We start from the raw sequence: 26,725 nt of genomic DNA on the forward strand, positions 1-26,725 counted from the left end.
GCGGTATGACTTGGGCGAGCGAAGCCGCCCGCGCCGAAGTTCGATCCGAAAGCCGGCCCGCCCATACGAACCGGCTAGCGTTCAGACCCAACTGGCCGGATTCGCGAACGGCTTGTTATCGTACAGATACAGCCAGCCTTTGATAATACGGTACAACATCCATATGCTGACTGCCCACAGCACAGGAATGCCGATCACGACGAGCAGCAGCAACGCGCCGATCGCGTAACCGACGAGGCCCAGCCAGAACGTGCGGATCTGCCATTCGAAGTGCGCTTCGTACGGCGTGCCGGCCACGTCCGACCGTTTGACGTAGTTGATGATGATCGCGACCAGAATGGTGAGGCCGCCGGTCAGCCAGTGGACCGCATACAGCGCGTACAGCACGTGCGTGAGCGTGCGCAGGCTGCGCTCGCGCTCAGGCTCCATCGCGTGGCGGTAGACCGGCGGCGGATAGCTTCCCTGCGACTGTTCCATGCTTGCGTCCTCCCGGAGGTGCGGTTACCGCTATATTGGTGCCGGCGCGCGCGACTTCAAGCGGAAACGCCAGATTTCCGCTCCGGCTGCTCAGTCGCCGTTTTCCTCGCGCTCGCGGCTCTTGCGCAGCGCCTTTTCCTCGATGCCCGACAGGCCTTCGCGACGCTCGAGTTCGGCGATCACGTCGGCGGGGCTCAGATCGAAATGCGACAGCATCACGAGGCAGTGAAACCACAGGTCCGCAACCTCGCCGACCAGCGCCTTCGGTGCGCCGCCCTGGCGCACGTCCTTCGCGGCCAGCACGACTTCGGTGGCTTCTTCGCCGATCTTTTTCAGCACCGCGTCGTCGCCCTTGTGGAACAGGCGCGATACATACGAGATGTCCGGATCGCCGCCCTTGCGGCTGTCGATCACCGCCGCGAGGCGCAGCAGCGTGTCGAGCGTGGAAGCCGTGGCGGGCGACGGGTTTTGCGTGGATTGCGTCATTTGTAGATGTGTTCGGGGTCTTTCAGCACGGGATCGACGGCCTGCCAGTCGCCATCGTCCACCGAGCCTTCGAATTTCTGGAAAAAGCACGAGTGGCGGCCGGTATGGCACGCGATGCCCGATACCTGCTCGACTTTCAGCAGCACGACGTCTTCGTCGCAATCGAGTCGCACTTCATGCACATGCTGCACGTGGCCCGACTCCTCACCCTTGAACCACAGGCGCTGGCGCGAGCGCGAGAAATACACCGCGCGGCCGGTCTCGACGGTCTTCGCGAGGGCCTCTCGGTTCATCCACGCGAACATCAGCACGTCGTTCGTCGACGCTTCCTGCGCAATCACCGGCACGAGGCCGTTCGCGTCCCACTTGACCTTGTCGAGCCAGTTCACTGCCGAAGGATTCGTCACGTCACAACCTCACCGAAATGCCCTGATCGGCCATGAAGCGCTTGGCCTCGCCGACCGTGTGTTCGCCATAGTGGAAGATGCTCGCGGCGAGCACCGCGTCCGCGTGACCGCTCTTGATGCCGTCGGCGAGATGCTGCAGATTGCCGACGCCGCCCGAGGCGATCACCGGCACCGGCACCGCGTCCGACACCGCGCGCGTGAGCGCAAGGTCGAAGCCGCTCCTGGTGCCGTCGCGATCCATGCTTGTCAACAGGATTTCGCCCGCGCCCAACTCGGCCATCTTGCGCGCCCATTCGACCGCATCGAGACCGGTGGCCTTGCGGCCGCCGTGCGTGAACACTTCCCAGCGCGGCGTTTCGCCGTCGGCCGACACGCACTTCGCATCGATCGCGACGACGATGCACTGCGAGCCGTATTTGTCGGTCGCGTCCTTCACGAGTTGCGGATTCGCTACCGCCGACGAATTCATGCTGATCTTGTCTGCGCCCGCGTTCAGCAGGCGCCGCACGTCTTCGACCGCGCGCACGCCGCCGCCGACCGTCAGCGGAATGAACACCTGCGAAGCGACCGCCTCGATGATCGGCAGAATCAGGTCGCGCTGATCCGAGGTCGCGGTGATGTCGAGGAACGTCAGTTCGTCGGCGCCCTGATCGTCGTAACGGCGCGCGATTTCGACCGGGTCGCCCGCGTCGCGCAGTTCGACGAAGTTGACGCCCTTGACCACGCGGCCCGCGGTGACGTCGAGACAGGGGATGATGCGTTTAGCTAGAGCCATGATCGTGCAATTCTGCCAATACCGCTGATGGGGCCGCTCGCTTGCGGGCAAGCGGCACGGTGCCGGCGCGAGCGGTTGCGTCGCGCCGCGAGTGAGGTGCCGGCCGGAAGCTGGCGAGGTTCCGGGCGCTTAATCGTGCGACGCGCGTTACAGGCAAGCCATCGTTCGAACGAGCGCCGCAAGCCGACACGAGCGCAACGCCGGCCGCCCGCGCAACCTGCCCAGCACGCGCATCGACGCCGTGCTTAAGCGTCGTCCGCTTCGCGCAGCTTGTCCGCGAGCGTCTGCGCGGCCGCGAAGTCGAGGTCGCCCGAATAGATCGCGCGGCCGCAGATTACGCCCTCGATGCCCTCGCCTTCGACTTCGCACAGCGATTCGATGTCCGCGAGGTTCGACAGACCGCCGCTCGCGATCACCGGAATCTTGACCGCGCGCGCAAGGCGCACCGTCGCTTCGATGTTGATGCCTTGCAGCATGCCGTCACGGCCGATGTCGGTGTAGATGATCGACTCGCAGCCGTAGTCCTCGAACTTGCGCGCGAGGTCGGCCACTTCGTGACCGGTCAGCTTGCTCCAGCCGTCGGTGGCGACCTTGCCGTCTTTCGCGTCGAGACCGACGATGATGTGACCGCCGAACGCGGTGCACGCGTCCTGCAGAAAGCCGGGGTTCTTCACCGCGGCCGTGCCGATGATCACGTACGACAAACCGTCGTCCAGATAGCGCTCGATTGTGTTCAGGTCGCGGATGCCACCGCCCAGCTGAACCGGAATCGCGCCGCCCACTTCATCGATGATCGCCCGGATTGCATCGCCGTTCTTCGGCTTGCCGGCGAACGCGCCATTCAGATCGACGAGATGCAGACGACGCGCGCCGCGGTCGACCCAATGTCGGGCCATTGCCGCCGGTTCCTCGGAGAAAATCGTCGCCTGGTCCATATCGCCCTGTTTGAGGCGTACACACTGACCGTCTTTCAGGTCGATGGCGGGAATCAGCAGCATAGCAATCGGGTGTTATCTGGGAGTGGATTGAAGGTCGGCGGCAGCGGCTGGCGAGTCAGCCCGCCGCAATACCGTCTCGCTAGTTTAGTACAACTCGTTCGGCGCTCCAGTGGGGCGCCGGTCGGATGCGGGACCGCGGCACCGCGCGACGCGCGCGCGGCAACGGGATGAAAAAAGGCGTTCACGGGTTCCAGTGCACGAAGTTGCGATACACGCGCAAACCCGCCTCGGCGCTCTTTTCAGGGTGGAATTGGGTGGCAAAGATGTTATCCCGCGCTACCGCCGAGGTAAAGGGCACGCCGTAGACCGTTTCGCCCGACGTATGCGCCGGGTTGTCCGGAACCACGTAGTAGCTGTGCACGAAGTAGAAGAACGCGTTGTCGGCGACACCGTCCCACAGCGGATGCGGCTGCGCCTGACGCACGCGGTTCCAGCCCATCTGCGGGACCTTGAAGCGCGAGCCGTCGTCCTGCACCTGGCCTTCGAGCTCGAAGCGCACCGCCTTGCCGGGCAACAGGCCCAGACCCGGCGTGTCGCCCTCGGCGCTCCAGTCGAACAGCATCTGCTCGCCGACGCACACGCCCATCAGCGGCTTGCTGCGCGACGCCTCGACGACCGCTTCCTGCAAACCGGACGCGCCGAGACTGCGCATGCAGTCGGGCATCGCACCCTGGCCCGGCAGCACCACGCGGTCGGCCGAGCGGATCGCTTCCGGACGATCGACGATCGCCACCTCCGCTTCCGGCGCCGCTTTACGCAGTGCCTGGGCAACCGAGCGCAGGTTGCCCATTCCGTAATCCACAATCGCTATCGAAGTTTTCATTTCAAGTTTGGCCGCTCTGCCCTCGATCCATCGATGCCGCCGCGCGGCGTCAAACGACGTGCCGGCAAATGCGGTCCTGCCCGATGAATCGCCTGAAGGTGAGTGGCCTGAAGACGTTGGAGGCGGTGAAACCTGTGTTAAGGCCTGCTACGGCCGTTACGTTAGAGGCTGCCCTTGGTCGACGGAATCTGTCCGGCCGCGCGCTCGTCGAGTTCGACGGCCATGCGCAGCGCACGCCCGAATGCCTTGAACACCGTTTCGAGCTGATGGTGCGCGTTGATGCCGCGCAGGTTGTCGATGTGCAGCGTCACGCCGGCATGGTTCACGAAGCCGCGGAAGAATTCGATCGACAGGTCGACGTCGAACGTGCCGATGCGCGCGCGCGTGAACGGCACGTGAAATTCGAGGCCCGGACGGCCGGAAAAATCGATCACGACGCGCGACAGCGCTTCGTCGAGCGGCACGTAGGAATGGCCGTAGCGGCGGATGCCCTTGCGATCGCCGATCGCCTTCGCGACGGCCTGGCCGAGCGTGATGCCGGTGTCTTCGACCGTGTGATGATCGTCGATATGCAGGTCGCCATGCGCTTCGATCTCGAGGTCGAACAACCCGTGGCGGGCGATCTGGTCGAGCATGTGGTCCAGGAACGGCACACCGGTGGCCAGCTTCTGCTGGCCGGTGCCGTCCAGGTTGATCTTCACACGGATCTGCGTTTCGCTGGTGTTGCGAACGACTTCCGCAAGGCGCATGGCAATTCCTCGAATCTGGCTTAAAAGCGCTAGTAATGTGGGATGGACAAACTGGCGGGCTGCTCAGTGCAGCCGTTCAACGCAGCGGCTCAGTGCCGCCGCTCGATGCGGCGGGTTACCGCAACACGAGTTTCAGGCCGGCGAGCAACTGGGCGTTCTCGTTCGGCGAACCGACGGTCAAACGCACGCAATTGGCCAGCAATGGATGCATTTTACTCACGTTTTTGATCAGAATCCGCGCCGTTAGCAGGGTTTCGAACAATACCGACGCATCGGGCACCCGCACGAGCAGGAAGTTGCCCGCGCTAGTGAACACTTCGGCGCCCGGCAGCGCGGCCACCGCCTGCGCGAGTTTCTCGCGTTCGTCGCGCAATTGCGCGGCCTGCGCATCGAGCACGCCGATGTGGTCGAGCAGGAAATCAGCGGCGGCCTGCGTCAGCACGTTGGTGTTGTACGGCGGGCGGACCTTGTCGAACTCGGTCAGCCACGCGGGCTTGCCGACCAGGTAACCGAGGCGAATGCCGGCGAGGCCCAGCTTCGACACCGTGCGCATCACGACGACGTTGTCGAACTGGTCGGCGCGCGGCAGCCAGCTCTTCTGCGCGAACGGCTGATACGCCTCGTCGATCACGACGAGGCTCTTGCCCGCCGCGGCGATGACGCGCTCGATTTCGGCGTCATCGAACAGCGTGCCGGTCGGGTTGTTCGGATACGCGAGATAGATGATCGCCGGTTCATGCTCGGCGATCGCCGCGAGCATCGCGTCGGTATCGAGCGTGAAGTCGGCTTTGAGCGGCACGCCGACGAATTCGAGATTCGCCAGCTTCGCCGACATCTGATACATGACGAAGCCCGGCACCGGCGCGAGCACCTTCGCGCCCGGCTTCGCGCACGCGACCGACATGATGCTGATGATTTCATCCGAGCCGTTGCCGAGCAGCACGTCGCACCCCGCCGGCACGCCCATCACGTGACGAATGCGCTCGATCAACTGCTCGGGGCGCGGCGCCGGATAACGGTTCAGCGCGACGCCGGCCAGACGCTCGCCGAGATGCGCGGCAAGTTCCGGCGGCAGCGGAAACGGGTTTTCCATCGCGTCGAGCTTGATGAAGCCGGTGGCGTCCGGAACCGGATAGCTCGTCATTGCGAGCACGTCGCTGCGGATGATGTCTTGAGGTGTCGTCATAGGTTCGGGGGCCGGGCCGTGCGAAAGACGCCGGGTCGGCGTCGTCGGCGTGGGGCGCTCGGGTTGGTCTCTGTCGTCGTTATTGAATGGGGCGGGTGGGCTCGAGCCGTCGCTCGAGCGGGTGGAAGCCGGAAAACATGGAAGCCGGTCGATGCGGCGGCGGTTGCCGCCCTCGCCGCTTCGCCTGCTCCCGCTTACGCCTGCTTGAGTTCCGCCGCGCGCCAGCGCGATCAGCGCTCCGCCTCAGCCGCGTTCGTTGTTGTTCTGCCGCATCCGGTATTCGGCGCTGCGTGCGTGCGCTTGCAGACCTTCGCCGTATGCCAGTTCCGCGGCAATCTCGCCGAGCGTCTGCGCACCTTCCGCACTGACCTCGATCAGGCTCGAACGCTTGAAGAAATCATAGACGCCGAGCGGCGACGAAAACCGTGCGGTACGCGACGTCGGCAGCACATGATTCGGGCCCGCGCAGTAGTCGCCGAGGCTCTCGCTCGTGTAACGGCCAAGGAAGATCGCGCCTGCGTGACGGATCTGCTGCGCCCACTGATGCGGCTCCAGCGCCGAAATTTCAAGGTGCTCCGGCGCGATGTCGTTGGCGATCGCGCAGGCCTCGGCCATGTCGCGCACCTTGATCAGCGCGCCGCGGTTTTCGAGCGACGTGCGGATCACTTCGCGGCGCGGCAGGGTGGGCAGCAGTTCGTCGATCGCTTCCTGCACGCGCGCGATGAACGCGTCGTTGGGGCACAGCAGGATCGACTGCGCGAGCTCGTCGTGCTCGGCTTGCGAAAACAGGTCCATCGCGACCCAGCGCGGGTCGGTCGTGCCGTCGCACAACACGAGGATTTCCGACGGCCCGGCGATCATGTCGATGCCGACCGTGCCGAACACGCGACGCTTCGCCGACGCGACGTACGCGTTGCCGGGGCCGCAGATCTTGTCGACCGCGGGCACAGTCTGCGTGCCGTACGCGAGCGCAGCTACCGCCTGCGCGCCGCCGATCGTGAACACGCGATCGACGCCACCCAGCAGAGCCGCCGCGAGCACGAGCGGATTCTTCACGCCTTCCGGCGTCGGCACGACCATCACGATTTCGCGCACGCCGGCCACCCGCGCCGGTATCGCGTTCATCAGCACCGACGACGGATACGCGGCCTTGCCACCCGGCACGTAGATCCCCGCGCGATCGAGCGGCGTGACCTTCTGGCCGAGCACGGTGCCGTCCGCTTCGGTGTACTGCCAGCTATGGCTGCCGCACTCGATCTTCTGCTTCTCGTGATAGCCGCGCACGCGTGCCGCCGCCGCTTCGAGCGACGCGCGCCGCTTCGGCTCGAGACTTTCGAGCGCCGCCTCGAGCTCGGCCATCGGCAGTTCGAGCTCGGCCACGTTGTTCGCATCGACGCGATCGAAGCGATTCGTGTACTCGAGCACCGCCTCGTCGCCGCGCGCCTTCACGTCGTTCAGAATCTGCGCGACCGCGCGCTCGATGGCTTCGTCTTCGCTCGCCTCGAACGCTAGCACCGCATGCAGCGACTTGTGGAAGTCGCGAGCGGTGGAATCGAGTTTGCGAATCTTGGTAGACATACAGGTATCCGTTTCGGTAAGGCGCGCTATCAGTGCAACGTCACATTGCCATCGTCAGTCAGGCCGCCGGGGCGGCGGTTTTCGACGAAGCATTGGCAAACGCGTCGAGAATCGGCAGCAACGCGGCGCGTTTGAGCTTCAGCGCTGCCTGGTTCACGACGAGACGCGACGAAATCTGCATGATCTCCTCCACCTCGACCAGATTGTTCGCGCGCAGCGTATTGCCCGAGCTGACCAGGTCGACGATCGCGTCGGCGAGACCAACCAGCGGAGCGAGTTCCATCGAACCGTACAGCTTGATCAGATCGACGTGAACGCCCTTGGCGGCAAAATGCTCACGAGCGGTTTCAACATACTTGGTCGCGACCCGCAGACGCGCGCCCTGGCGCACCGCGTTCGCATAATCGAAACCGGCCGCGACCGCGACCGACATGCGGCAACGCGCAATGTCCAGATCCACCGGCTGATACAGGCCGCTGCCGCCATGCTCGAGCAGCACGTCCTTGCCGGCCACGCCGAAGTCGGCCGCGCCGTACTCGACATAGGTCGGCACGTCGGTCGCGCGCACGACGATCACGCGCAGGTTCGGGTCGGTGGTCGGCAGAATCAGCTTGCGCGAGCTCTCCGGATCTTCCGCTACCTCGATGCCGGCCGCCGCGAGCAGCGGCAGCGTTTCCTCGAAGATACGCCCTTTCGACAACGCGAGCGTGAGCGGCGCGCTGACCGCCGGCGACGACGACGTTTGCGGCATCGAACTCATGCCCCGCTCCCGGAAACCCGGCGCACCTTCGCGCCGATCGCATTGAGCTTCGCTTCCATGCGGTCGTAGCCGCGATCGAGGTGATAGATGCGGTCGATCAGCGTCTCGCCCTCGGCGCGCAGCGCGGCGATCACAAGACTCGCGGACGCGCGCAGATCGGTGGCCATCACCTTCGCGCCGGACAATTTTTCGACGCCGGTTACGAGCGCGGTGTTGCCGTCGATCGTGATGCTCGCGCCGAGACGGTTCAGCTCCTGGACGTGCATGAAACGGTTTTCGAAGATCGTCTCCACGACTTGCGACGTACCGTCCGCGATCGTGTTGAGCGCCATGAACTGCGCCTGCATGTCGGTCGGAAACGCCGGGTATTCGGAGGTGCGGAACGTGACCGCGCTCGGGCGCTTGTCCATGCGCACGCGCATCCAGTCGTCGCCTTCCTCGACCGTGACGCCCGCTTCGCGCAGCTTTTCGGTGACGGCTTCGAGCAGCAGCGGACGCATCTTGCGCAGCATGACGTCGCCGCCGGCCGTCGCGACCGCGCACAGGAAAGTGCCCGCTTCGATGCGGTCCGGAATCACCGTGTGCTTCGCACCGTGCAGCTTGTCGACGCCATGGATCACCAGACGGTCGGTGCCGATGCCTTCGATCTTCGCGCCCATCGCGACGAGCAGACGCGCGAGGTCGACCACTTCGGGTTCGCGCGCTGCGTTCTCGATGACCGTCTCGCCTTCGGCGAGCACCGCCGCCATCAGCAGGTTCTCGGTACCGGTCACGGTGATCATGTCGGTGACGATGCGCGCGCCCTTCAGACGCTTCGCGCGCGCTTCGATGAAGCCGTGCTCGATCGTGATCTCGGCGCCCATCGCCTGCAGACCCTTGATGTGCTGATCGACCGGACGCGCGCCGATCGCGCAGCCGCCCGGCAGCGACACGCGCGCATGACCGAAGCGCGCGACGAGCGGACCGAGCACGAGGATCGACGCGCGCATCGTCTTCACCATTTCGTACGGCGCGACGAGGTTGTCGACCTTTGACGCGTCGAGCGCGACGCGCCCTTCGCCGGCTTCGATACGCACGCCCATCTGGCCGAGCAGCTTGAGCATCGTGCGCACGTCCTGCAGATCCGGCACGTTCTCCAGATGCACCGGATCGGCGCTCAGCAGAGCCGCGCACAGGATCGGCAATGCCGCGTTTTTCGCACCCGAGACGACAACTTCACCGGAGAGCGGGTAGCCACCTTCAATGATGAGTTTATCCATGCCTGTCGGTTCCTGATCGGCCCGGTTCGCGTCCGGACCTGCTTTGTCTGTGTTCGGCGCGCCGCTAGCGGTGTCGCGCCCTTCCTGAGTAATTCGCACTAAGTTTCCAGATTACGCGTTCTGCCATTCGGCGGGCGTCAGCGTCTTCATGCTGAGCGCGTGGATTTCTTCGCGCATGCGGTCGCCGAGCGCCGCATACACGAGTTGGTGACGCTGGATCAGGCGCTTGCCTTCGAAGTTCGGCGAGACGATCGTCGCAAAGAAATGCTGACCGTCGCCTTCGACTTCGAGATGCTCGCACGCGAGTCCAGCTGCAATGTACTGTTTGACCTGTTCGGGAGTCGGCAACATGAGAGAAGCTCCTCGTCAGTGGCGCAGCTTGTAGCCCGTAGCGAGCATGCGCATCGCCACGGCGGCCAGCACCACGAAGAAACCGGCGACGATCGCGAGGCTCACCAGCGGGTCGATATCCGACACGCCGAAAAAACCATAGCGAAAGCCGTCGATCATGTAGAAAAACGGATTGAGCCGCGATACTTCGCGCCATACGGGCGGCAGCGTATGCGTCGAGTAGAACACGCCCGACAGGAACGTGAGCGGCATGATCAGAAAGTTCTGGAACGCGGCGAGCTGGTCGAACTTCTCGGCCCAAATGCCGGCGATCAGACCCAGCGTGCCGAGAATCGCCGAGCCGAACATCGCGAACACGATGATATAGAGCGGCGCGGTGAAGGCGAGCGGCACGAACCAGATCGTCACGATGAACACGCCGAAGCCGACACACAGCCCGCGCGCCACGGCCGCGAGCACGTAGGCCGCGAACATCTCGTGGTGCGACAGCGGCGGCAGCAGCACGAACACGAGGTTGCCGGTGATCTTCGATTGAATCAGCGACGAAGAACTATTCGCGAACGCGTTCTGCAGCACGCTCATCATCACGAGGCCCGGAATCAGGAAGCTCGTGTATTCGACGCCCGGATAGACCTGCACGTGGCCGCGCAGCGCGTGGCCGAAGATGGTCAGGTAAAGCAGCGCGGTGATGACCGGCGCGAGCACGGTCTGGAAAGACACCTTCCAGAAGCGCAGCAGTTCTTTGTAAAACAGCGTGCTAAATCCACTGTACCCGCTCATGCAAGCCCCTCGATCACTTCTGGACCGTTCATCACCTGAACGAATACGTCTTCGAGGTCGGCCTTGCGGACCTCGATTTCTTCGAATGTACAACCGGCCGCGCGGCACTGCGCGAGGATGCGCTCGACGTCGTCGTAGCTCGTCAGGCGCAGCAGATGCTGGCGGCCATTACCGTTGCCGGCGCCGCTTTCCGCCTCGAGCGGACGCAGCTCGGCGGGCAGCACGCCCTGCGCGAAGCGCACGAACAGTTGCATGCCGGCGAAACGCTGCAGCAGTGTGCTGGTGCGATCGAGCGCGACGACCTCGCCACGGCGCAGCATCGCGATGCGGTCGCACAACGATTCGGCTTCTTCCAGATAGTGCGTGGTCAGCACGATCGTGTGGCCTTCGCGATTCAGGCGCGAGATGAACTTCCACAGCGTCTGGCGCAACTCGACGTCGACACCCGCGGTCGGCTCGTCGAGCACGATCACCGGCGGGCGGTGCACGAGCGCCTGCGCGACCAGCACGCGGCGCTTCATGCCGCCCGACAGCGCGCGCATGTTGGCATCGGCCTTTTCGGTGAGATCGAGATTGGCCATGATCTCGTCGATCCACGCGTCGTTGTTGCGCAGCCCGTAGTAGCCGGACTGGATGCGCAAGGTTTCGCGCACCGTGAAGAACGGATCGAACACGAGCTCCTGCGGCACCACGCCGAGCGCGCGGCGCGCGTTGCGGAAATCGTCGACCACGTCGTGACCGCGCACCGCGATGCTGCCTTCGTCGGCGCGCGCGAGACCCGCGAGTATGCTGATGAGCGTCGTCTTGCCCGCGCCGTTCGGACCGAGCAGTCCGAAGAACTCGCCTTCTTCGACCGTGAGGCTGACGCCCTTGAGCGCCTGCAAGTCCTTGTAGCGCTTCTTGACGTTACGAATTTCTATGGCTGACATGACTATGGGCCGCGTGCGTCGCGGCGCCTGAAGTAGCCCCAATGGAGCTTGGGGACGCGCAAATGCTGGAAGTAACGGGAACCGGGGCCGATTAGGGGGCCAGTTCGACGCCCCAAAAAAACGTTTGATTATAGGGCAAAAACTGACACCCCCGGCCTGGCCGGAAAGGGGGAGACGACGCTAGAGGAGCGTCAATGTCGCGCTGACGCAACCATGCTGGAGGCGCCAGAAGAGAGAAGTGTATCGACGCCGTAGGCCTGCGCGAGACTGGCGAGCCCAGCCGGCAGATTGACGATTTCGAACTTGCCGCCGCGCGCCGCCGCGGCCCGCACCCACGCGAGCAGGACGGCGAGCGCCGACGAATCGAATTGCGTGAGCGGCGCGCAATCGACGCCGCCCGCACCCGCCGCGATGCGTTGCAGACCCGCTGCGAGCGCGGCCTTCGCGCTCTCGTGGGTCAGCGTCGTGCCGCTGTCGAAGCGGTTCGCCACCGGGTTCAGCACGTCGCTCACGACTGCTTGCCCGCGGCGAGTTGCTGATTGCGCTGCGTGAGGAACTGGATCAGTCCGTCCACGCCCTTCTGCTGGATCTGCTCGTTGAACTGCTGCTGATACGCCTGGATCAGCCACGCGCCGAGCACGTTGATGTCATACACGCGCCAGCCCTGCGCCGTCTTGTACAGGCGGTAGTCGAGTTCGATCGGCTGGCCGTTGTTCATCACGACCGAGCGCACCACCGTGTCGGTGTCGTCCGGATTCATGCGGAACGGCTTGTACTGGATCTGCTGGTCGCGCACCTGCGCGAGCGCGCCCGCGTACGTGCGGATCAGCAGCATCTTGAACTGCTCGACCACCTGGTTCTGCTGTTCGGGCGTCGCGGTGCGCCAGTTACGGCCCATCGCGAGCTGGGTGGTGCGGCGGAAATCGGTGTACGGCAGGATCTTTTCGTTGACGAGCGCCGTGATGTGCGTGATGTCGCCCTGCTGGATCGACTTGTCGCCCCGAATCGCGTCCATCACCTGCTGGGTGACGGTCTTGATCAGCGCGTCGGGCGAGCTGGTGTCGACGGTTTGCGCCGATGCGCCCGCGCTGATGAACGAAAACAACGCGGCAAACAACGGAATCAGGAAGAATTTTTTCATATCGAGCTTTGCCTCAAAAATAATGCAACAGTTTGAATCGACCTTATCACGCGAGTTCGACGGCAATCCATGCGCAAACTGCGAGAGTCGTATCGATCTGTTACGGCTGCACGTTCAATGCAATCTTAAGGACGGGAAGTTGAAGCGCGTGGGCGGCACCAACTGACCGGCCGGAACTTGCGTCTCCGGGCCGCCTTTCAGGTCGAGAGGCGGTGTTTCGGCGCCCGACGCGGCCTCCGGTGCCGACGCGCCTTGCGGCGTGCCCACGGCCGCGCCGGATGCGGGAGCCGGCTTGGCCGGCACACCTGCCGCGCCCGTCTCGCCTTCGTCGTACTTCGGCAGCGGCGCTTCCTCGTCGTAGCTCGGCAGTTCCTGCGGCCGCCGGCGGTTATCCGACAACAGATACTGCCGGCGCTGCAGATACGCGTTACGCACGAACGAGTATTTGTCGAGCGCCGCGCCTTCCAGCAGGTTGCTCGCTCCGAGCAGGTTCGCGCGCGTGTTGACGATGTTCAGGCCATACAGCGCCCAGCTCAGTCCCGGCGGGTCGACGTAGCTGATCGGGTTCACGTAGTAGTTGCCGAGCGAGCCGACCGCATCGCGCACCGTGCTCGGCCCGAACAGCGGCAGCACCAGATAGGGGCCCGCCGGCACGCCGTAGTGGCCGAGCGTCAGACCGAGGTCGTTGTCGTGCTTCGGGAGCTTCGCGAGCGTCGCGACGTCGAACAGGCCGCCGACGCCGAACAACGTGTTGATCACGATCCGCATGATGTCGGACACGCCGTCGGCGATGCGCAGCTGCAGCAGGTTGTTCGCCGCGATATAGACGTCGCCGATGTTCGAGAAAAAGTTCGTCACGCTGTCGCGAACCGGCTGCGGCGTGACCCGAACGTAGCCCTGCGCAACCGGCTTCAGCGCGTACTGGTCGATCTTGTCGTTGACGGTGAAGATCGTACGGTTCAGCCCTTCGAACGGGTCGCCCTTGGTAGGCGTCTGTACGGTCGTGCAACCGGCGAGCAGCGCAGCCGCCACGGCGACCTTGCCGAACTGTAGGACGCGCGCGCCGCGGCGCGCGGTCTGCAGTGTCGTCTGCATCTAATTCTCCTTGTTGGCCTTACTGGCCGGCAGCGCCGGAGGCCGGCGCGCCCGGCGCCGGTGCAGGGGCGGATGCGGCGGGCTTCGCCGCGCCGGAATCCGCGGCCTTGCTATACAGGAACTGGCCGATCAGGTTTTCCAGCACGATCGCCGATTGCGTCATCGAGATCGTATCGCCGGCCTTCAGCATTTCCGAGTCGCCCCCCGGCTCGAGCCCGATGTACTGCTCGCCGAGCAGACCCGAGGTCAGGATCTTCGCCGAAGTGTCCCTCGGAAACTGATATTGCTTGTCGATATCGATCGTGACGAGCGCCTGGTAGGTGTTGCTGTCGAAGCCGATCGACGCGACCCGGCCGACCGTCACGCCGGCACTCTTCACCGGCGCGCGTGGCTTCAGCCCGCCGATGTTGTCGAACTTCAGCTTGACCGGGTAGGTTGCCTGGAACGACAACGAGCTCATATTGCCGGCCTTCAGTGCAAGAAACAGCAACGCCACGAAACCCAGCACCACGAACAGGCCGACCCAGAAGTCGAGAACATTCTTTTTCATCGTCATCCCAAAGTGAATCCGCCGCGCCGCCGCCACCTCCCGCCGTGCGCGGCGCACATGCACCGCCGGCAGCCGGCATGCTGCGCGGTCTTAGCTGAACATTAGTGCGGTCAGCAGGAAATCGAGCCCGAGCACCGCGAGCGACGCGTACACGACCGTGCGGGTCGTCGCGCGCGACACGCCTTCCGGCGTCGGCTTCGCCTCGTAGCCCTGAAACAGCGCGACGAAGGTCACCGCGAGGCCGAACACCACACTCTTGACGACCCCGGCGCCGACATCGCGCCACACGTCGACGCCGCTTTGCATCTGCGACCAGAACGCGCCGGCATCGACGCCGATCAGCAGCACGCCCACCACGTAACCGCCCAGAACGCCGACCGCGCTGAAGATCGCGGCGAGGATCGGCATCGACACGATGCCGGCCCACAGGCGCGGCGCGATCACGACCTTGACCGGATCGACGGCCATCATTTCCATCGCGGTGAGCTGCTCGCCCGCCTTCATCAGGCCGATTTCGGCGGTCAGCGACGTGCCCGCGCGCCCGGCGAACAGCAGCGCGGTCACGACCGGCCCGAGCTCGCGCACGAGCGACAGCGCGACCAGCAACCCGAGCGCCTGCTCGGAGCCATAACGGTTCAGCGTGTAATAGCCCTGCAGCCCGAGCACGAAGCCGACGAACAGCCCCGACACCGCGATGATCACGAGCGAATAATTACCGACGAAGTGGATCTGCTTCGTGACAAGACGCGGGCGGCGCAGCAGCGGGAAAAATTCGAGCACGAGCCGCAGAAAGAAGCGCGTCGCGTAGCCGGCGGTGCCGAGCCCGGTGATGACCGAGCGCCCGATCGTACTGATCATGACTGGCCTCCGCCGATGCCGAAGTCCGCCTCGAGCGGCGTCTGCGCCGGATAGTGGAATCTGAACGGGCCGTCCGGCGCGCCGTCGATGAACTGCCGCACGGTCGGATCGGTCGACGCGCGCAGTTCGTCGGGCGTGCCCTCGGCGAGCACACCGCCGTTGGACAGGAAGTACACGTAGTCGGCGATCGCGAATGATTCCGGCACGTCATGCGTGACGAGAATCGACGTGGCGCCGAGCGCCCGGTTCAGCGTGCGGATCAGGTTCGCGGTGATGCCGAGCGAGATCGGGTCGAGACCGGCGAACGGCTCGTCGTACATCATCAGTTCGGGGTCGAGCGCGATTGCGCGCGCGAGCGCCACGCGCCGCGCCATGCCGCCGGAAATCTCGGACGGCAGCAGGTCGCGCGCGCCGCGCAGACCGACCGCGTTGAGCTTCATCAGCACGAGGTCGCGCAGCAGTTCTTCGGGGAGATCGGTATGCTCGCGAAGCGAGAAGGCGACGTTTTCGAACACCGACATGTCGGTGAACAGCGCGCCGAACTGGAACAGCATGCCCATCTTGCGGCGCAGCGCGTAAAGGCCTTCGCGCGTCTGCTCGCCGATGTCCTCGCCATGGAACAGCACCTGGCCGCGCTGGGCGCGCACGAGGCCGCCGATCAGCCGCAGCACCGTGGTCTTGCCGCAACCCGAGCCGCCCATGACCGCGACGACCTGACCGCGACGAAAGCGCAGATTCAGATTCGACAGGACGAGCCGGTCGCCGTAACCGAAGTCGACGTCGCGCAGCTCGAGTAAGGTCTCGGGATAGGAAGGCACCAAACTGACAATCCTTTTACAGGGAAGGCCGAATTATAGGGCCATCGTGCAAAAGCTGCCGTGAGGTGCCCCGTTCCTTGACTATGCCTGACGATTATTGCGTAAACGTGTGTTGCAGTGCAGAAACGGCGGCGGCCGGGTCGGCCGCTTCCGTCACCGCGCGCACCACGGCCGCGCAGCCGACACCGGTCGCGAGCACGTCCGGCAGCACCTGCAGATCGATCCCGCCGATCGCGACGAGCGGCACCACGCCGTCGAGCAGCCGCACATAGCGTGCGAGGCGGCGCAAGCCCTGCGGCGCGGTCGGCATGACCTTGGTCGTGGTCGGGAACACGGCGCCCAATGCAATGTAGCTCGGCCGGAAATGCAGCGCCTTCAGCATCTCGTAGAAGCCATGAGTGGACAGGCCCAGGCGGATGCCCGCGTCGGCCAGCGCGGACAGATCCGCGGTATGCACGTCTTCCTGGCCGAGGTGCACGCCGTATGCGCCCGCCTCGAGCGCCGCCAGCCAGTGATCGTTGATGAACACCTGCGCGTCGTGCGCGCGGCCGGCCGCCACGCAGCGCGCGATTTCGCCCTTCAGCTCGTCGGCGGGTTGGGCCGACTTGCGGCGCAACTGCACCGTCTTCACGCCGAAGCCGACCACCCGTTCGACCCAGTCCGCGGTCGGCAACACCGGATACAGGCCGAGCCTTGCCGGGCAGCGCGGGAACGCCTTGGCGGGTGCCGCCGGCAGGTCGGTAAGGCGCGGAAAGCGAGCGAGGTCGGCCGGGAAAGCATCGTCGGCGCGGGTCTCGTCGCCATCGCGCCACGCGAGCGCAAGCACCAGCGCGTCGTGCGGATCGAAACCGCAGTCGAGGAACGCGGCAAGCGCGGGAATCCAGTCTTCCGCCAGATGGCCTTCGAGGCCGTACTTCTCGCCGCCCAGATGCAGCGTCGCGCGGTTTTCCGCGGCGACGATCACGCCCGCACCCCGCGTCAGCCAGCGCGCGATTTGCTCGCCGTGCTGCTGTGCGTCGGCGGTTACGATCAGGTCGCCACCGTTCGGTTCGTCGGGTGCGATCAGGCAGATGCGCCACGGCGCGTGCGTCGGCGGCCAGTCGCCGAGACGTGCGCGGATGCGCTCGGCGGCTTCGATGAGTTCGTCGGCCGTCGGCCAGAACAGATCGCGGTCCTTCAGCGTCAACGACTGAGTCATGCGGCACCTCCATCCTGATGCCAGAACGGCATGCCGATCACCGGCGTGCTCGCGTGCGCGCTCTCGCGCTCGGCCATCGGGCCCGCGAGATACGCTTGCCGACCCGCCTCGACGCCCAGCGCGAACGCGCGCGCCATCGCGTCGGGGTGCGTCGCCTGCGACACGGCCGTGTTCAGCAGCACGCCGTCGAAGCCCCACTCCATCACCTGGGCCGCATGCGACGGCACGCCGAGCCCGGCGTCGACGATCAGCGGCACGTCCGGCAGCCGCTCGCGCAACACGCGCAGCCCGTATGGATTGATCACGCCCTTGCCGGTGCCGATCGGCGCGCCCCACGGCATCAGCGCCTCGCAGCCGGCGTCGAGCAGACGGCGACCGATCACCAGATCTTCGGTGCAGTACGGCAGCACCTTGAAGCCATCCTTGACGAGCCGCGCGGCGGCTTCGATCAGGCCGACCGGGTCGGGCTGCAGTGTGTAGTCGTCGCCGATCAGTTCGAGCTTGATCCACTCGGTCTCGAAGATTTCGCGCGCCATGTGCGCGGTCGTCACCGCTTCACCGACGCTCAGGCAACCCGCCGTGTTCGGCAAGAGCGGCACGCCATGGCGCTTGAGCAGATCGAAGAAGCCGGCTTCGGCGTGGCCCTCGTTCATCTGACGGCGCAGCGCGACCGTCACCATGCCGGGGCGCGCGGCATCGATCGAATCGGACAGCGATTGCAGCGACGGATAGCGCGATGTGCCGAGCAGCACGCGGCTTGCAAAAGTTTGACCGTATAGCGTCAGCGCGTCGGCGGTCTCGTGAGAAGTCATTTGCATCATCCTGGTTTGCCCTCGCGGCTAGAACCGACCGCGTTGCGGCAATGGGTTTTCGGCGACGGTTGTTGCGTTCGGTAAGCGAGAGGCTGGCGCGGTCGCGCTCAGCCGCCCGCGACCGGCTGCACGACGTCGAGCCGGTCGCCCGTTTGCAACGCGCGCGCCGCATGCTGCGCACGCGCGACGAAATCGCCGTTGAGCGCGACCGCGAACGGCGGACGCGCGCCAAAGGCGGCGAGCGCATCGGCGACAGTCGCGCCCTCGGGCAGCGACAACGGCTTCTGATTGATGTGAATGTCCATGGTGTTCGAATACGGTTCAATCGATGGCGCAAGCGGCATCGCGCGGCACGTTGGCCGCTACGCTCGGGCCGGCTCGCGCGCGAAATGCTGCTGGAACAGCTCGCTCCAGCGTGAGTCGCGCCGCCAGCCGGCGAATGCGTCGGCATCACCGACGCGGCCGTCGAGCAGCGCGCTCGCGAAGCGCACGGCTTCGTCGGCGACTTCGGGCGCGATCATGTAGCCGTGCCGGTACAGGCCGTTCACGCGCAGCGTGCGCGCGCCGTCCCACAGCAGCGCGGGGCGATGATCGGGCAAGGTCGGCCGGCACTGCGAATTCAGCTCGAGAATGCGCGCCTCGCCGAAGCCCGGGTGCACCGAAAACGCCGCGCTCAGCAACTCGAGCGCCGAACGCACGCTGACGGGCGACATGTCCTCGCCCTCCACCTCGGTCGCGCCGATCACGTAGAGGCCGTTCTGCTTCGGCGCGATATACAGCGGGTAACGCGGATGCAGTAGCCGCACCGGGCGCGTCAGCTGCAGGTGAGGCGCATGCACGCGCGCAACTTCGCCGCGGATGCCGCGCAGCGTCGGCAGCACCGGCTTCGCGCCGAGCCCGCGGCAATCGATGGTGATGCCGGCCTCGGGCAGCGACGCGTCGTCGATCGGCGTGTTCCAGTGCGTGTCGACGCCGCGCTCGGCAAGCCCGGCCGCGAGCGCGGACAGCACCTGGCGGTTGTCGAGCTGGCCTTCTCGCGGCAGCAGCCAGCCTTGGCTGAAGCGGCCGGCCAACGCGGGTTCGGCGGCGCCGAGCTGCGCGCCCGCCAACGCGACGAAGCCGCCGTCGAGCAACTCGGCCGGCGCGTTCGCACGCACGCGCCGCTCGAATAGCGGCGCCTCGGTGCGATCCGCGTGATGCCAGACGACGAGCGTGCCGTTGCGCTGGAAAAACACCGGCTCCGGCAGTTCGGCAAGCACGCGTGGCCAGCTTTCGAGCGAACTCGCGCCAAGCCGCGTGATCAGCAGCTCGGCGCTCGCGGCCTCTGCCAGCGGCGCGAGCATCGCGGCGGCGACCCACGCGGCAGCCTGCGAACCGGTGGCATCGCCGCGCTCGTAGAGCGCCACGCGATGCCCGTCGCCAGCGAGGCGCCACGCGACCAGGCGGCCGCACAGGCCGCCGCCGAGCACGGCGAAATCGGGTCGGGCGGGACGGTTCATCGCGCGCGCTCCGTTCGACTGCGGCGGGCAAAACCAAGACGGCACGGCTCGCCCGAGGCGGCGTGACGAAGGGAAAAATGCATGTCTGAAGAATAGGCGGTCATCGAGTCCTTTCCGTACGGCCAAAAACGCACGTACCCAGGACGAAACCGGCGGGTGAAGCCGGCCGGTCACGACGTGCACATGTGAGCTGCGCTCGCCGCCCGGCGGGGAATGGAAGACGGTTGCTTCCGGAAACTTCCCGCGCCGGTATTACCCGGATCGGGTGCAAAGGGTCTCTCTCAGCCTCGCCGCCCCGGCATGAAAGTCATGCCGCCTGTGGGCGAAGCACCCCTGTTTCGTCGCAGGTCATTAGACCATAAAAGGCGCGGCGCCCGCAAACCAGCGCTCCATGGTGGCCACCCCAATTTTGATCTGGCACCGTCTATCGAGATGCCGGTGCGAAGCGGCCCGGCGCTCTGGCACAATGCCGTGACCGGTGCTGCAAAAACGCGGCGCGCGCGGCGCTCGTGGCCGCATGCGTGGCGGCGGCACCGCAGCGGATGCCGGCCCCGAAAATTAATTTTCGCTTAAGGGCGTCACGCCAGAATCGGGCGCCCGTCCGGACTCGCGTTCATCGAGCGTGATGGCGCGATGCCCGGCCAGGTATCGCAGACCCGCGGCAGCCACGCCCTCGCAAAGGCGCCTGCTGTTCGCGGGATCGCCCGACATGGGTCAACCAGATTGGACCCGTACGCCGGAATGGCACTTCGGGTCAGCACTTCATCAGGATGCTCATGACACCACATACTTCCGCCAGCCCCGCGCTGCCGCCCGACGAAAAGGTCTCCGCGTGGACCCTGATCAAGCCCTACTGGGTTTCCGAGGAACGAGGCATCGCGTGGGGGCTGCTCGTCACGATCATCGTGATGAACCTGCTCGTCGTCTGGATCAACGTGCGCCTGAATAGCTGGAGCAGGGACTTCTACAACGCGCTGCAGGCGAAGAACGTCCACGACTTCCCGCACCTGCTGATGATCTTTACCGGACTCGCGTTCGGTTTCATCATCCTCGCCGTGTATGGACGCTATCTGCGCCAGATGCTCGGCTTCCGCTGGCGCCAGTGGCTGACCACCCGCTACCTGAACGAGTGGCTCGACGACAGCGCGTTCTACCGCATCGAGCGCGACCGTCTCGCCGACAACCCCGACCAGCGGATCAGCGACGACCTGCAGTCGTTCGCGACCACCACGCTGTCGCTAACGCTCGATCTGCTGTCGACCGTCGTCACGCTCGTGTCGTTCATCACGATCCTGTGGTCGCTCGCGGGCGCGTTGAGCATCTCGCTCGGCGGCATGCCGCTGCAGATCCCCGGCTATATGGTGTGGGCCGCGGCGCTGTATGCGGTGGGCGGCTCGCTCGTCACGCAGAAGGTCGGCCATCCGCTCGTGTCGATCAACTACCAGGCACAGAAAGTCGAGGCCGATTTCCGTTTCGGCTTGATCCGGCTGCGTGAGAACGCCGAGCAGATCGCGTTCTACAACGGCATGGAAACCGAGAAGACGAACGCGCGCACGCTGTTCGGCCGCATCCGCGACAACTGGTGGCAGGTGATGAAGTACACGAAGCGCCTCACCTTCGTGCTGAGCTTCTACGGCCAGATCGCGATCATTTTCCCGATCGTCGTCGCCTCGCCGCGCTACTTCGCGGGCGCGTTCACGTTCGGCGTGCTGATGCAGATTTCGAGCGCGTTCGGCACGGTCAGCGATTCGTTCTCATGGTTCATCAACAGTTATACGAGCCTCGTCGAATGGCGCGCGACCGTGAACCGGTTGCGCGAATTCAAGCGCGTCGTGCATTCGCCGCGTCTGAAGGAATCGGTGTCGCCGGCCACGGAACATGGCGGCATCAATCTGCATTTCGTCGACAGCAACACGCTTACCACCGACAGCCTCCAGCTCGCGCTGCCCAATGGCAACCCACTGTCGCGCATCCGCGATATCGCGATCCGGCCGGGCTCGCGCTGGCTCGTGCGCGGTCCGTCGGGCGCCGGCAAGAGCACGCTGATGCGCGCGCTCGCGGGCCTGTGGCCGTTCGGCGACGGCTCGATCGACGCACCGGTCAACGCGCGCATGATGTTCATCCCGCAGATCAGCTACATGCCGATCGGCACGCTGAAGGCGGCGCTCGCGTATCCGTCGGCGGCGGACACCTATGGCGACGACGAATGCCGCGACGCGCTCATCACCTGCCATCTGTCGGAATACGCGGACCGTCTGCAGGAAACGGCGCACTGGACTCGCGTGCTGTCGCCGGGTGAGCAGCAGCGCTTCGCCGCCGCGCGCGTGCTGCTGCACAAGCCGGACTACCTGTTCCTCGACGAAGCGACCAGCGCGCTCGACGCGGAAAACGAGGCGCGGCTCTATCGGCTGTTCACCGAGCGGTTGCCGAAGGCTGCGATCGTCAGCGTCGCGCATCGCGAATCGCTCGCAGCGTTCCATGACGAAACGCTCGACGTCGAGCGTTCTGTCGAAGCGGTAGCGGCGTGAGCGACGCGAGCGGCGCTCACGTCAGCGAAGCGCACGGCACCGCCGCACGCGTCGTGCTGATCACCGGCGCCGGTTCCGGCATCGGCGCGGCGCTCGCACGGCGCCTCGCGGCGCCGCATACGTCGTTGATGCTGCACGCGCGCGGCGCAGACGACGCCTCCCGTCGACGGCTCGTGCAGGTTGCCGCCGACTGCACGGCAAGCGGCGCACGCTGCGCGACCGTGTTCGGCGACCTCGCCGAGCGCGGCGCGGCGGAGCACGTGATCCATCAGACGCTCGCGAGCTTCGGCGCACTCGATCAACTGGTCGCGAACGCCGGCCATGCGCAGCGCCAAACGCTGGCCGCGCTCGATCCCGACACCTTCGGCGCCGCCTTCGCCGCGATGCCAGCCGCCTTCGCCGCGCTCGTGCGGCGCGCGATGCCCGCGCTCGAAACATCGAAGCGCGGTCGCGTGGTCGCCTTGAGTTCGTTCGTCGCGCATCGCTATCGCGCGGATGCGCCATTCGCCGCGACGGCGGCCGCGAAAGCGGCACTCGAAGCGCTTGCGAAAACGGCGGCCGCGGAGCTCGCGCCGCTCGGCGTGACCGTCAATTGCGTGGCGCCGGGCTACACGCGCAAGGATCGCGGCCCAAGCGCCGACAACGCGGCCGTGTGGGCGCACGCCGCCGAAGCCACGCCGCTCGGTCATGTTGCCGAACCGGACGACGTCGCCGCGCTGATCGCATTCCTGCTGTCCGACGCGGCACGCCACATCACCGGCCAGGTGATTCACATCGATGGCGGCTTGACGCTCGGTTAAGCCGCGCCTGCACGCCGGCACCTCCGGGCGCAACATCCGGAAAGACACGAGAAGAGTTCGAAAGCATTTGCGGAGCGCGCAAGCTGTTCCGCGCTTTGAAAATGCCGGCGAGCAGCGACGATAGTCGTACGGGCCGCGCCATGCGCCGGCCGTCGTTGATGTCAGTCACGTCTTTCATCGCAACCGCTCTTCGGACTCCTCGCCCATGTCATTCGCTCGCCGTGTTTCACCTTTGCTCCTGTCTTTGCTCCCGCGCATCGCGCTCGCCTGCGGCGCGGCGCTGCTGCTCACGAACGCCGTCGATGCCGCGCAAACGACCGAGCCGAACCAACCCGCCGATATCTGCGCGGCGCTCACGCACATCGTCGATGCGAGCGATTTCCGGCGACTGCCAAACGAGACCGCCGCGCAACTGCCGGGCGTCTCCAATACGGACGATTGCCGCGCCAGCCCGCACGCGTACGACTGCCACTGGCGCGCGCACTGGCAAGCCGACGGCGTCATCAACGATCCGCTTGAAGAACTCGGCGCCGACATCGCCGCCTGCTTTCCGCGCGTCGTGCACGACGTCAACACACCCGTGCGCCAGCATTTCGTCGTGACCACCGACGCCCGTCGCGTGAACGTCACCGCGAGCGTGCAAGGTCAGAACGAACTGCGACTGCGCGTGACGCGCTGAGCGCGCGGCCGTCGCTGCTTTTGATGCTCCATCGCATTTCGTGACCGGGATCGGGCGCTGCCTCATGACCTCGTCGCCGACCGTGCGCGCGCCAGCGGCAACCAGGCATTCGCGCCTGGGTCTGGTCGCCTCGCTGATATGCCGGCGTCGTTGCGCCCTCGCCGCCTTCGCCGCGACGCTGACGCTCGCGCTCGACGGCTGCGCCTGGACGCTGATCCAGGCCGCCGACGCCACCGGCTCGGTCATCCAGGCCGGCTACGCGATCGCGTCGAACTACTCGTCGCCGACCTTCGTCAACGGGCGGCCCGCGGATTTGCGGCACCTCTGCATCGAAGTGAACCCGACGGTGTCGGTCGGCGATTTCGTGCCGGCGCTGCAGCTCGCGCTCGAGCGGCGCGGTATTCGTTCGGACGTCTACAATCCGGGCACCTCGCCGGCCGGCTGCGAAGCGCGGCTCGTCTACGACGCCGCGATCGACTATGGCCGCCGCTCGTTCAGCGACGAATCGATCCAGTACCTGTCGATCATCGATCTGACGCTGATCCAGAGCGGCCGCATTCTGGTCACCGCGCGCTATCAGACCGGCGGCCTGAACACCGACCGTTTTTCGTCGGCCTCGGTCAAGCTCGGCGGGCTGATCGAGCGGATGGTGGTCGATCGGACCGATTTCCCGCGTCAAGCGCAGCAACAGCAGACCCTGCAAACCTCGCAGGCCTTCCCGCCGCCCCACTGAGTGCTCGCGGCTTTGCTTTCGCTTGCAGCGCCTTACACGGGAAAGGATTGGAAAGCGGTATACGCTTTGCGCGGCCCGTGCGCATCACTAAGATGACCTGAATGAACCAGACCATCCTGATCGTCGATGACGATCCCGTCGTACGCGAGCTCGTCTGCGAATATCTGCACGGCCGCGGCTTCAAGGTCGCCATGCTGGAAAATGGCTTGGCGTTGCAGCGCAGATTGCAGCAGGAGCGTCCCGCGCTCGTCGTGCTCGACATCATGATGCCGGAGCTCGACGGCATCAGCGCGCTGCGCGCCTTGCGTGTCGCCGGCGACGACATTCCCGTGATCCTGCTGACCGCGCGCGCCGATCCGATCGATCGCGTGATCGGCCTCGAACTCGGCGCCGACGATTATCTCGGCAAGCCTTTCGAACCGAGCGAACTCGTCGCGCGGATTCGCACCGTGCTGCGGCGTCGCGGCTCGATCGCGCCGGGCGCGCCCGAACAGCGCGCGCCCTATCATTTCGGCCGCTTCGAAGTGAACTTCCCCGCGCGCGAACTGCGCCGCGACGGCGAACGCATCACGCTGCGTTCGAGCGAATTCGCGATGCTGAAGGTGTTCGTCACGCACGCGATGACCGTGCTCACGCGTGCGCAGCTGCTCGAAAAACTGCACGGCAATAGCGAAGCGCATCGCAATCGCAGTCTCGACGTATCGATCTGGCGCTTGCGTCGATTGATCGAAGTGGACCCGTCGGAACCGCGCTACGTGCAGACGGTGTGGGGACACGGCTACGTGTTCGTGCCGGACGGCGAGATCGGCGCGGCCGAACGCGGGCTTGCGCCGCCGCTCGGTTAGCGGCGCCGGATGGTCGAAGCCGGTTGATGCGGCCCACGCGTCGCACGTAACGCGCAGCGCGGTGTCGCGCGCACCGCGCTGACCCGGCTGACGGTCAAAACGTCAGCACACTCAGAAACATCCTCTGCAGCCAGCCCATCGTCGTCGCATCGTTGATCATGCCGAGGCCCGCCTGCTCGATGCGCGCGTTCGCGACCTTGCTCGACGCGACGTAATTGCCTGCTTCGATGTCCTTGGGATTGACGATGCCCGAGAGTCGAAGACGGTCGCGGGTCCCGCTCATCGCGATCACCTTCTCGCCTGATACGACGAGATTGCCGCCCGACACCGTGCCGATCACGGTCACGGCTAGCGTGCCCGTCATGTCGCTAATGTCGCTCAGATTGCCCTGCCCTTTGTAGTCGGTGCTGGCAGAGCCGATGTTGAATAGTTTGGCGAGTCGCGCGGCGGCATTCGTCGATTGATCCGCGGCAGTCGCGGTGATGCTGCTCGTGCGGTTCGCCGACGCGCTCGCGCTGTTGTTGCCGCTATACGATTCCGACAGCCGGATCGTCAGCACGTCGCCGACGTGCTGCGCGCGCGGCGTCTCATACAGCAGCAGCGGCGCGCCGGCCTGATAGATCGCGCCTTGCGTGTTGACGTTCAACGGCGCGGACGCGAGCGGCGGCGCCATCGGCGTTTCGACGATCGACCTGGTCTGCGCGCTCGAACAGGCCGCGAGACAGCTCGCGGCGCCGAGCACGAGGGTGAGACGTAGCGCGGTCATGCTGGCTCCGTGGCGGAAAGGATGAAAGGAGTCGAAGTGAGGCGGCCTATCCGGACACCGCCCGGTTTCGGCGTTGGGATCGCACCGGTAATCAGGGTTGCCTGGCAAACGTCAGCCCGCGTCAGCCCGCGTCAGCCCGCGTCGGCGCCGCTCGCCTGCCACTGCCGCACGACCGCTTTCATCCACGCATCCGAGCCCTTCAGCAGATACGTGAGCGTGCCGTTGCGGCTGCCGGGCAGAAAGCACAGCGTGATCGAACTCACCGCGTTCTCCCATACGTACATCGGCATCGCGCCCGGCGCCGCCGCGTTGCGGGTCGCGAGACGCGGTGGCCCGTAACGATCCTCGAGCGCGTCGCGCAGATCCTCCGCGGTCAGCTCGTCGATCACGAACGACATCTCGTAGAGACGCAGCGCGCCCTGCCCGTCGATGCGCGCGAAGCGCATCACGTGTTCGAGCGCCGGCGCACCATCGACCACGGCCTGCGACACCGCCCAGCGTTCATCATCGCGATGCGCCCAGCGGCATGCGACGCTCAGGCTATCGTGCGACTTCAGCCGCATGCCGAGCGCTCCGGCCTGCACGTCCGTCTCGCAGATCGGCACGCTGCCGACCGGCGTCGCGCGCACGGTCGAGCCCGCACGGAATTCGTCGATCGTGATGCCGAGCGCGACGCCGCGAAACGAAAACGGCGCGTCCGGCGAGCGCCGCCGCGTGTCGGTGACGACGCTATTCGATGCCGCGCTGGCCGCCTTCGCACTGCGCGCGACGAGCTGTGCATGCGCGGCGCACGACAGCACGCCGCCGAGCAGCATCAGTGCACCAACCATCCGGGTGAGCGTCAT

Annotated in this window: 31 protein-coding genes and 1 riboswitch; of the genes, 5 read left to right on the forward strand and 26 right to left on the reverse strand. The window is 65.8% G+C overall.

All coding sequences use genetic code 11. The features are described 5' to 3' along the window. Window positions 1–81 precede the first annotated feature (81 nt). The 24 genes from OKW40_RS14775 to OKW40_RS14890 all read right to left on the reverse strand — a co-directional run bounded on the left by OKW40_RS14775 (window position 82) and on the right by OKW40_RS14890 (window position 19,529). Window positions 82–477 (reverse strand): DUF4870 family protein, encoded by a 396-nt coding sequence (locus OKW40_RS14775; protein WP_184052320.1) that lies wholly within the window; start codon window positions 475–477, stop codon window positions 82–84. Window positions 478–567: 90 nt separating this feature from the next. Beyond that, entirely contained in the window at window positions 568–963 is a 396-nt protein-coding gene (locus tag OKW40_RS14780) for a phosphoribosyl-ATP diphosphatase (protein WP_184009180.1), read from the reverse strand. Further along, a complete protein-coding gene (gene hisI / locus OKW40_RS14785; protein ID WP_090802086.1) occupies window positions 960–1,370 on the reverse strand; it encodes a phosphoribosyl-AMP cyclohydrolase in 411 nt (136 codons plus the stop codon). Before hisI ends, OKW40_RS14780 begins: the two co-directional genes overlap by 4 nt. Window position 1,371: 1 nt before the next feature. Next, window positions 1,372–2,145 (reverse strand): imidazole glycerol phosphate synthase subunit HisF, encoded by a 774-nt coding sequence (gene hisF, locus OKW40_RS14790; protein ID WP_184065581.1) that lies wholly within the window; start codon window positions 2,143–2,145, stop codon window positions 1,372–1,374. A 245-nt stretch (window positions 2,146–2,390) separates the two neighbouring features. Beyond that, complete coding sequence (hisA, locus tag OKW40_RS14795) at window positions 2,391–3,143, reverse strand: 1-(5-phosphoribosyl)-5-[(5-phosphoribosylamino)methylideneamino]imidazole-4-carboxamide isomerase (protein ID WP_090802089.1); 753 nt, start codon at window positions 3,141–3,143, stop codon at window positions 2,391–2,393. Between the two features lie 181 nt (window positions 3,144–3,324). Then, the gene (hisH, locus tag OKW40_RS14800) at window positions 3,325–3,966 is read right to left on the reverse strand and encodes an imidazole glycerol phosphate synthase subunit HisH (protein WP_429356236.1); all 642 of its coding nucleotides are present in this window, start codon (window positions 3,964–3,966) and stop codon (window positions 3,325–3,327) included. A gap of 161 nt (window positions 3,967–4,127) precedes the next feature. Beyond that, entirely contained in the window at window positions 4,128–4,715 is a 588-nt protein-coding gene (gene hisB, locus OKW40_RS14805; RefSeq protein ID WP_013090696.1) for an imidazoleglycerol-phosphate dehydratase HisB, read from the reverse strand. 115 nt (window positions 4,716–4,830) lie between these two features. Then, complete coding sequence (hisC, locus tag OKW40_RS14810; protein ID WP_187612910.1) at window positions 4,831–5,901, reverse strand: histidinol-phosphate transaminase; 1,071 nt, start codon at window positions 5,899–5,901, stop codon at window positions 4,831–4,833. 243 nt (window positions 5,902–6,144) lie between these two features. After that, window positions 6,145–7,479 (reverse strand): histidinol dehydrogenase, encoded by a 1,335-nt coding sequence (gene hisD, locus OKW40_RS14815; protein ID WP_429490330.1) that lies wholly within the window; start codon window positions 7,477–7,479, stop codon window positions 6,145–6,147. Between the two features lie 58 nt (window positions 7,480–7,537). Further along, entirely contained in the window at window positions 7,538–8,239 is a 702-nt protein-coding gene (gene hisG, locus OKW40_RS14820) for an ATP phosphoribosyltransferase (RefSeq protein ID WP_429490331.1), read from the reverse strand. Then, window positions 8,236–9,498: a UDP-N-acetylglucosamine 1-carboxyvinyltransferase gene (murA, locus tag OKW40_RS14825; RefSeq protein ID WP_090802097.1), complete on the reverse strand. Its 1,263-nt coding sequence runs from the start codon at window positions 9,496–9,498 to the stop codon at window positions 8,236–8,238. The genes hisG and murA overlap by 4 nt, the downstream gene beginning before the upstream one ends. Before the next feature lie 111 nt (window positions 9,499–9,609). Continuing rightward, window positions 9,610–9,849, reverse strand: coding sequence for a BolA family protein (locus tag OKW40_RS14830; protein ID WP_008918725.1), 240 nt, complete (start codon window positions 9,847–9,849; stop codon window positions 9,610–9,612). Between the two features lie 15 nt (window positions 9,850–9,864). Beyond that, entirely contained in the window at window positions 9,865–10,629 is a 765-nt protein-coding gene (locus tag OKW40_RS14835; protein WP_184052306.1) for an ABC transporter permease, read from the reverse strand. Then, a complete protein-coding gene (locus OKW40_RS14840; RefSeq protein WP_090802100.1) occupies window positions 10,626–11,558 on the reverse strand; it encodes an ABC transporter ATP-binding protein in 933 nt (310 codons plus the stop codon). The genes OKW40_RS14835 and OKW40_RS14840 overlap by 4 nt, the downstream gene beginning before the upstream one ends. A 191-nt stretch (window positions 11,559–11,749) precedes the next feature. Further along, entirely contained in the window at window positions 11,750–12,070 is a 321-nt protein-coding gene (locus OKW40_RS14845) for an STAS domain-containing protein (protein ID WP_184065569.1), read from the reverse strand. Then, window positions 12,067–12,699, reverse strand: a complete 633-nt coding sequence (locus OKW40_RS14850) for an MlaC/ttg2D family ABC transporter substrate-binding protein (protein WP_187612916.1) — start codon at window positions 12,697–12,699, stop codon at window positions 12,067–12,069. The genes OKW40_RS14845 and OKW40_RS14850 overlap by 4 nt, the downstream gene beginning before the upstream one ends. A gap of 114 nt (window positions 12,700–12,813) precedes the next feature. Then, the gene (locus OKW40_RS14855) at window positions 12,814–13,794 is read right to left on the reverse strand and encodes an MlaA family lipoprotein (protein WP_429490333.1); all 981 of its coding nucleotides are present in this window, start codon (window positions 13,792–13,794) and stop codon (window positions 12,814–12,816) included. Window positions 13,795–13,813: 19 nt separating this feature from the next. Next, the gene (gene mlaD, locus OKW40_RS14860) at window positions 13,814–14,344 is read right to left on the reverse strand and encodes an outer membrane lipid asymmetry maintenance protein MlaD (protein ID WP_187612918.1); all 531 of its coding nucleotides are present in this window, start codon (window positions 14,342–14,344) and stop codon (window positions 13,814–13,816) included. Between the two features lie 90 nt (window positions 14,345–14,434). Next, entirely contained in the window at window positions 14,435–15,202 is a 768-nt protein-coding gene (mlaE, locus tag OKW40_RS14865; RefSeq protein WP_018420057.1) for a lipid asymmetry maintenance ABC transporter permease subunit MlaE, read from the reverse strand. After that, window positions 15,199–16,023 (reverse strand): ABC transporter ATP-binding protein, encoded by an 825-nt coding sequence (locus OKW40_RS14870; RefSeq protein ID WP_429490335.1) that lies wholly within the window; start codon window positions 16,021–16,023, stop codon window positions 15,199–15,201. Before OKW40_RS14870 ends, mlaE begins: the two co-directional genes overlap by 4 nt. A 91-nt stretch (window positions 16,024–16,114) precedes the next feature. Further along, a complete protein-coding gene (gene thiE, locus OKW40_RS14875) occupies window positions 16,115–17,218 on the reverse strand; it encodes a thiamine phosphate synthase (protein WP_429490337.1) in 1,104 nt (367 codons plus the stop codon). Next, the gene (locus tag OKW40_RS14880; RefSeq protein ID WP_184052290.1) at window positions 17,215–18,030 is read right to left on the reverse strand and encodes a thiazole synthase; all 816 of its coding nucleotides are present in this window, start codon (window positions 18,028–18,030) and stop codon (window positions 17,215–17,217) included. The genes thiE and OKW40_RS14880 overlap by 4 nt, the downstream gene beginning before the upstream one ends. A gap of 107 nt (window positions 18,031–18,137) precedes the next feature. Further along, window positions 18,138–18,335 (reverse strand): sulfur carrier protein ThiS, encoded by a 198-nt coding sequence (gene thiS, locus OKW40_RS14885; protein WP_026225709.1) that lies wholly within the window; start codon window positions 18,333–18,335, stop codon window positions 18,138–18,140. Window positions 18,336–18,392: 57 nt separating this feature from the next. Further along, window positions 18,393–19,529, reverse strand: coding sequence for an FAD-dependent oxidoreductase (locus tag OKW40_RS14890; protein ID WP_090802108.1), 1,137 nt, complete (start codon window positions 19,527–19,529; stop codon window positions 18,393–18,395). A gap of 221 nt (window positions 19,530–19,750) precedes the next feature. After that, a riboswitch (TPP riboswitch) is annotated at window positions 19,751–19,874 on the reverse strand. 431 nt (window positions 19,875–20,305) lie between these two features. Between OKW40_RS14890 and OKW40_RS14895 the strand changes: the two genes are divergently transcribed. From OKW40_RS14895 to OKW40_RS14915, 5 genes are all read left to right on the forward strand, one after another. Next, window positions 20,306–22,057, forward strand: coding sequence for an ABC transporter ATP-binding protein/permease (locus OKW40_RS14895; protein WP_184065552.1), 1,752 nt, complete (start codon window positions 20,306–20,308; stop codon window positions 22,055–22,057). Beyond that, complete coding sequence (locus OKW40_RS14900; RefSeq protein WP_090802109.1) at window positions 22,054–22,857, forward strand: SDR family NAD(P)-dependent oxidoreductase; 804 nt, start codon at window positions 22,054–22,056, stop codon at window positions 22,855–22,857. The genes OKW40_RS14895 and OKW40_RS14900 overlap by 4 nt, the downstream gene beginning before the upstream one ends. A gap of 205 nt (window positions 22,858–23,062) precedes the next feature. Continuing rightward, a complete protein-coding gene (locus OKW40_RS14905) occupies window positions 23,063–23,536 on the forward strand; it encodes a hypothetical protein (protein WP_429490339.1) in 474 nt (157 codons plus the stop codon). Between the two features lie 64 nt (window positions 23,537–23,600). Continuing rightward, the gene (locus tag OKW40_RS14910) at window positions 23,601–24,269 is read left to right on the forward strand and encodes a hypothetical protein (protein WP_184065548.1); all 669 of its coding nucleotides are present in this window, start codon (window positions 23,601–23,603) and stop codon (window positions 24,267–24,269) included. Between the two features lie 101 nt (window positions 24,270–24,370). Beyond that, window positions 24,371–25,114 (forward strand): response regulator, encoded by a 744-nt coding sequence (locus tag OKW40_RS14915; protein WP_429490341.1) that lies wholly within the window; start codon window positions 24,371–24,373, stop codon window positions 25,112–25,114. 94 nt (window positions 25,115–25,208) lie between these two features. Here OKW40_RS14915 and OKW40_RS14920 read toward each other — a convergent pair whose 3' ends face one another. Then, window positions 25,209–25,880, reverse strand: coding sequence for a flagellar basal body L-ring protein FlgH (locus tag OKW40_RS14920; protein WP_429490343.1), 672 nt, complete (start codon window positions 25,878–25,880; stop codon window positions 25,209–25,211). Window positions 25,881–26,011: 131 nt separating this feature from the next. Continuing rightward, window positions 26,012–26,725, reverse strand: coding sequence for a hypothetical protein (locus OKW40_RS14925; protein ID WP_187612926.1), 714 nt, complete (start codon window positions 26,723–26,725; stop codon window positions 26,012–26,014).

The sequence above is a fragment of the Paraburkholderia sp. RAU6.4a genome, from assembly GCF_050435625.1.
GTDB classification, from domain to species: Bacteria; Pseudomonadota; Gammaproteobacteria; order Burkholderiales; family Burkholderiaceae; genus Paraburkholderia; species Paraburkholderia tuberum.

What these genes read in the sequence shown, in the direction of transcription:
- OKW40_RS14775 (WP_184052320.1), bottom strand. Translation starts at nt 477, where the DNA reads ATGGAACAGTCGCAGGGAAGCTATCCGCCGCCGGTCTACCGCCACGCG.
- OKW40_RS14780 (WP_184009180.1), bottom strand. Translation starts at nt 963, where the DNA reads ATGACGCAATCCACGCAAAACCCGTCGCCCGCCACGGCTTCCACGCTC.
- hisF (WP_184065581.1), bottom strand. Translation starts at nt 2,145, where the DNA reads ATGGCTCTAGCTAAACGCATCATCCCCTGTCTCGACGTCACCGCGGGC.
- hisA (WP_090802089.1), bottom strand. Translation starts at nt 3,143, where the DNA reads ATGCTGCTGATTCCCGCCATCGACCTGAAAGACGGTCAGTGTGTACGC.
- hisH (WP_429356236.1), bottom strand. Translation starts at nt 3,966, where the DNA reads ATGAAAACTTCGATAGCGATTGTGGATTACGGAATGGGCAACCTGCGC.
- hisB (WP_013090696.1), bottom strand. Translation starts at nt 4,715, where the DNA reads ATGCGCCTTGCGGAAGTCGTTCGCAACACCAGCGAAACGCAGATCCGT.
- hisC (WP_187612910.1), bottom strand. Translation starts at nt 5,901, where the DNA reads ATGACGACACCTCAAGACATCATCCGCAGCGACGTGCTCGCAATGACG.
- hisD (WP_429490330.1), bottom strand. Translation starts at nt 7,479, where the DNA reads ATGTCTACCAAGATTCGCAAACTCGATTCCACCGCTCGCGACTTCCAC.
- hisG (WP_429490331.1), bottom strand. Translation starts at nt 8,239, where the DNA reads ATGAGTTCGATGCCGCAAACGTCGTCGTCGCCGGCGGTCAGCGCGCCG.
- murA (WP_090802097.1), bottom strand. Translation starts at nt 9,498, where the DNA reads ATGGATAAACTCATCATTGAAGGTGGCTACCCGCTCTCCGGTGAAGTT.
- OKW40_RS14830 (WP_008918725.1), bottom strand. Translation starts at nt 9,849, where the DNA reads ATGTTGCCGACTCCCGAACAGGTCAAACAGTACATTGCAGCTGGACTC.
- OKW40_RS14835 (WP_184052306.1), bottom strand. Translation starts at nt 10,629, where the DNA reads ATGAGCGGGTACAGTGGATTTAGCACGCTGTTTTACAAAGAACTGCTG.
- OKW40_RS14840 (WP_090802100.1), bottom strand. Translation starts at nt 11,558, where the DNA reads ATGTCAGCCATAGAAATTCGTAACGTCAAGAAGCGCTACAAGGACTTG.
- OKW40_RS14850 (WP_187612916.1), bottom strand. Translation starts at nt 12,699, where the DNA reads ATGAAAAAATTCTTCCTGATTCCGTTGTTTGCCGCGTTGTTTTCGTTC.
- OKW40_RS14855 (WP_429490333.1), bottom strand. Translation starts at nt 13,794, where the DNA reads ATGCAGACGACACTGCAGACCGCGCGCCGCGGCGCGCGCGTCCTACAG.
- mlaD (WP_187612918.1), bottom strand. Translation starts at nt 14,344, where the DNA reads ATGAAAAAGAATGTTCTCGACTTCTGGGTCGGCCTGTTCGTGGTGCTG.
- mlaE (WP_018420057.1), bottom strand. Translation starts at nt 15,202, where the DNA reads ATGATCAGTACGATCGGGCGCTCGGTCATCACCGGGCTCGGCACCGCC.
- thiE (WP_429490337.1), bottom strand. Translation starts at nt 17,218, where the DNA reads ATGACTCAGTCGTTGACGCTGAAGGACCGCGATCTGTTCTGGCCGACG.
- OKW40_RS14880 (WP_184052290.1), bottom strand. Translation starts at nt 18,030, where the DNA reads ATGACTTCTCACGAGACCGCCGACGCGCTGACGCTATACGGTCAAACT.
- thiS (WP_026225709.1), bottom strand. Translation starts at nt 18,335, where the DNA reads ATGGACATTCACATCAATCAGAAGCCGTTGTCGCTGCCCGAGGGCGCG.
- OKW40_RS14890 (WP_090802108.1), bottom strand. Translation starts at nt 19,529, where the DNA reads ATGAACCGTCCCGCCCGACCCGATTTCGCCGTGCTCGGCGGCGGCCTG.
- OKW40_RS14895 (WP_184065552.1), top strand. Translation starts at nt 20,306, where the DNA reads ATGACACCACATACTTCCGCCAGCCCCGCGCTGCCGCCCGACGAAAAG.
- OKW40_RS14905 (WP_429490339.1), top strand. Translation starts at nt 23,063, where the DNA reads ATGTCATTCGCTCGCCGTGTTTCACCTTTGCTCCTGTCTTTGCTCCCG.
- OKW40_RS14910 (WP_184065548.1), top strand. Translation starts at nt 23,601, where the DNA reads ATGACCTCGTCGCCGACCGTGCGCGCGCCAGCGGCAACCAGGCATTCG.
- OKW40_RS14915 (WP_429490341.1), top strand. Translation starts at nt 24,371, where the DNA reads ATGAACCAGACCATCCTGATCGTCGATGACGATCCCGTCGTACGCGAG.
- OKW40_RS14920 (WP_429490343.1), bottom strand. Translation starts at nt 25,880, where the DNA reads ATGACCGCGCTACGTCTCACCCTCGTGCTCGGCGCCGCGAGCTGTCTC.
- OKW40_RS14925 (WP_187612926.1), bottom strand. Translation starts at nt 26,725, where the DNA reads ATGACGCTCACCCGGATGGTTGGTGCACTGATGCTGCTCGGCGGCGTG.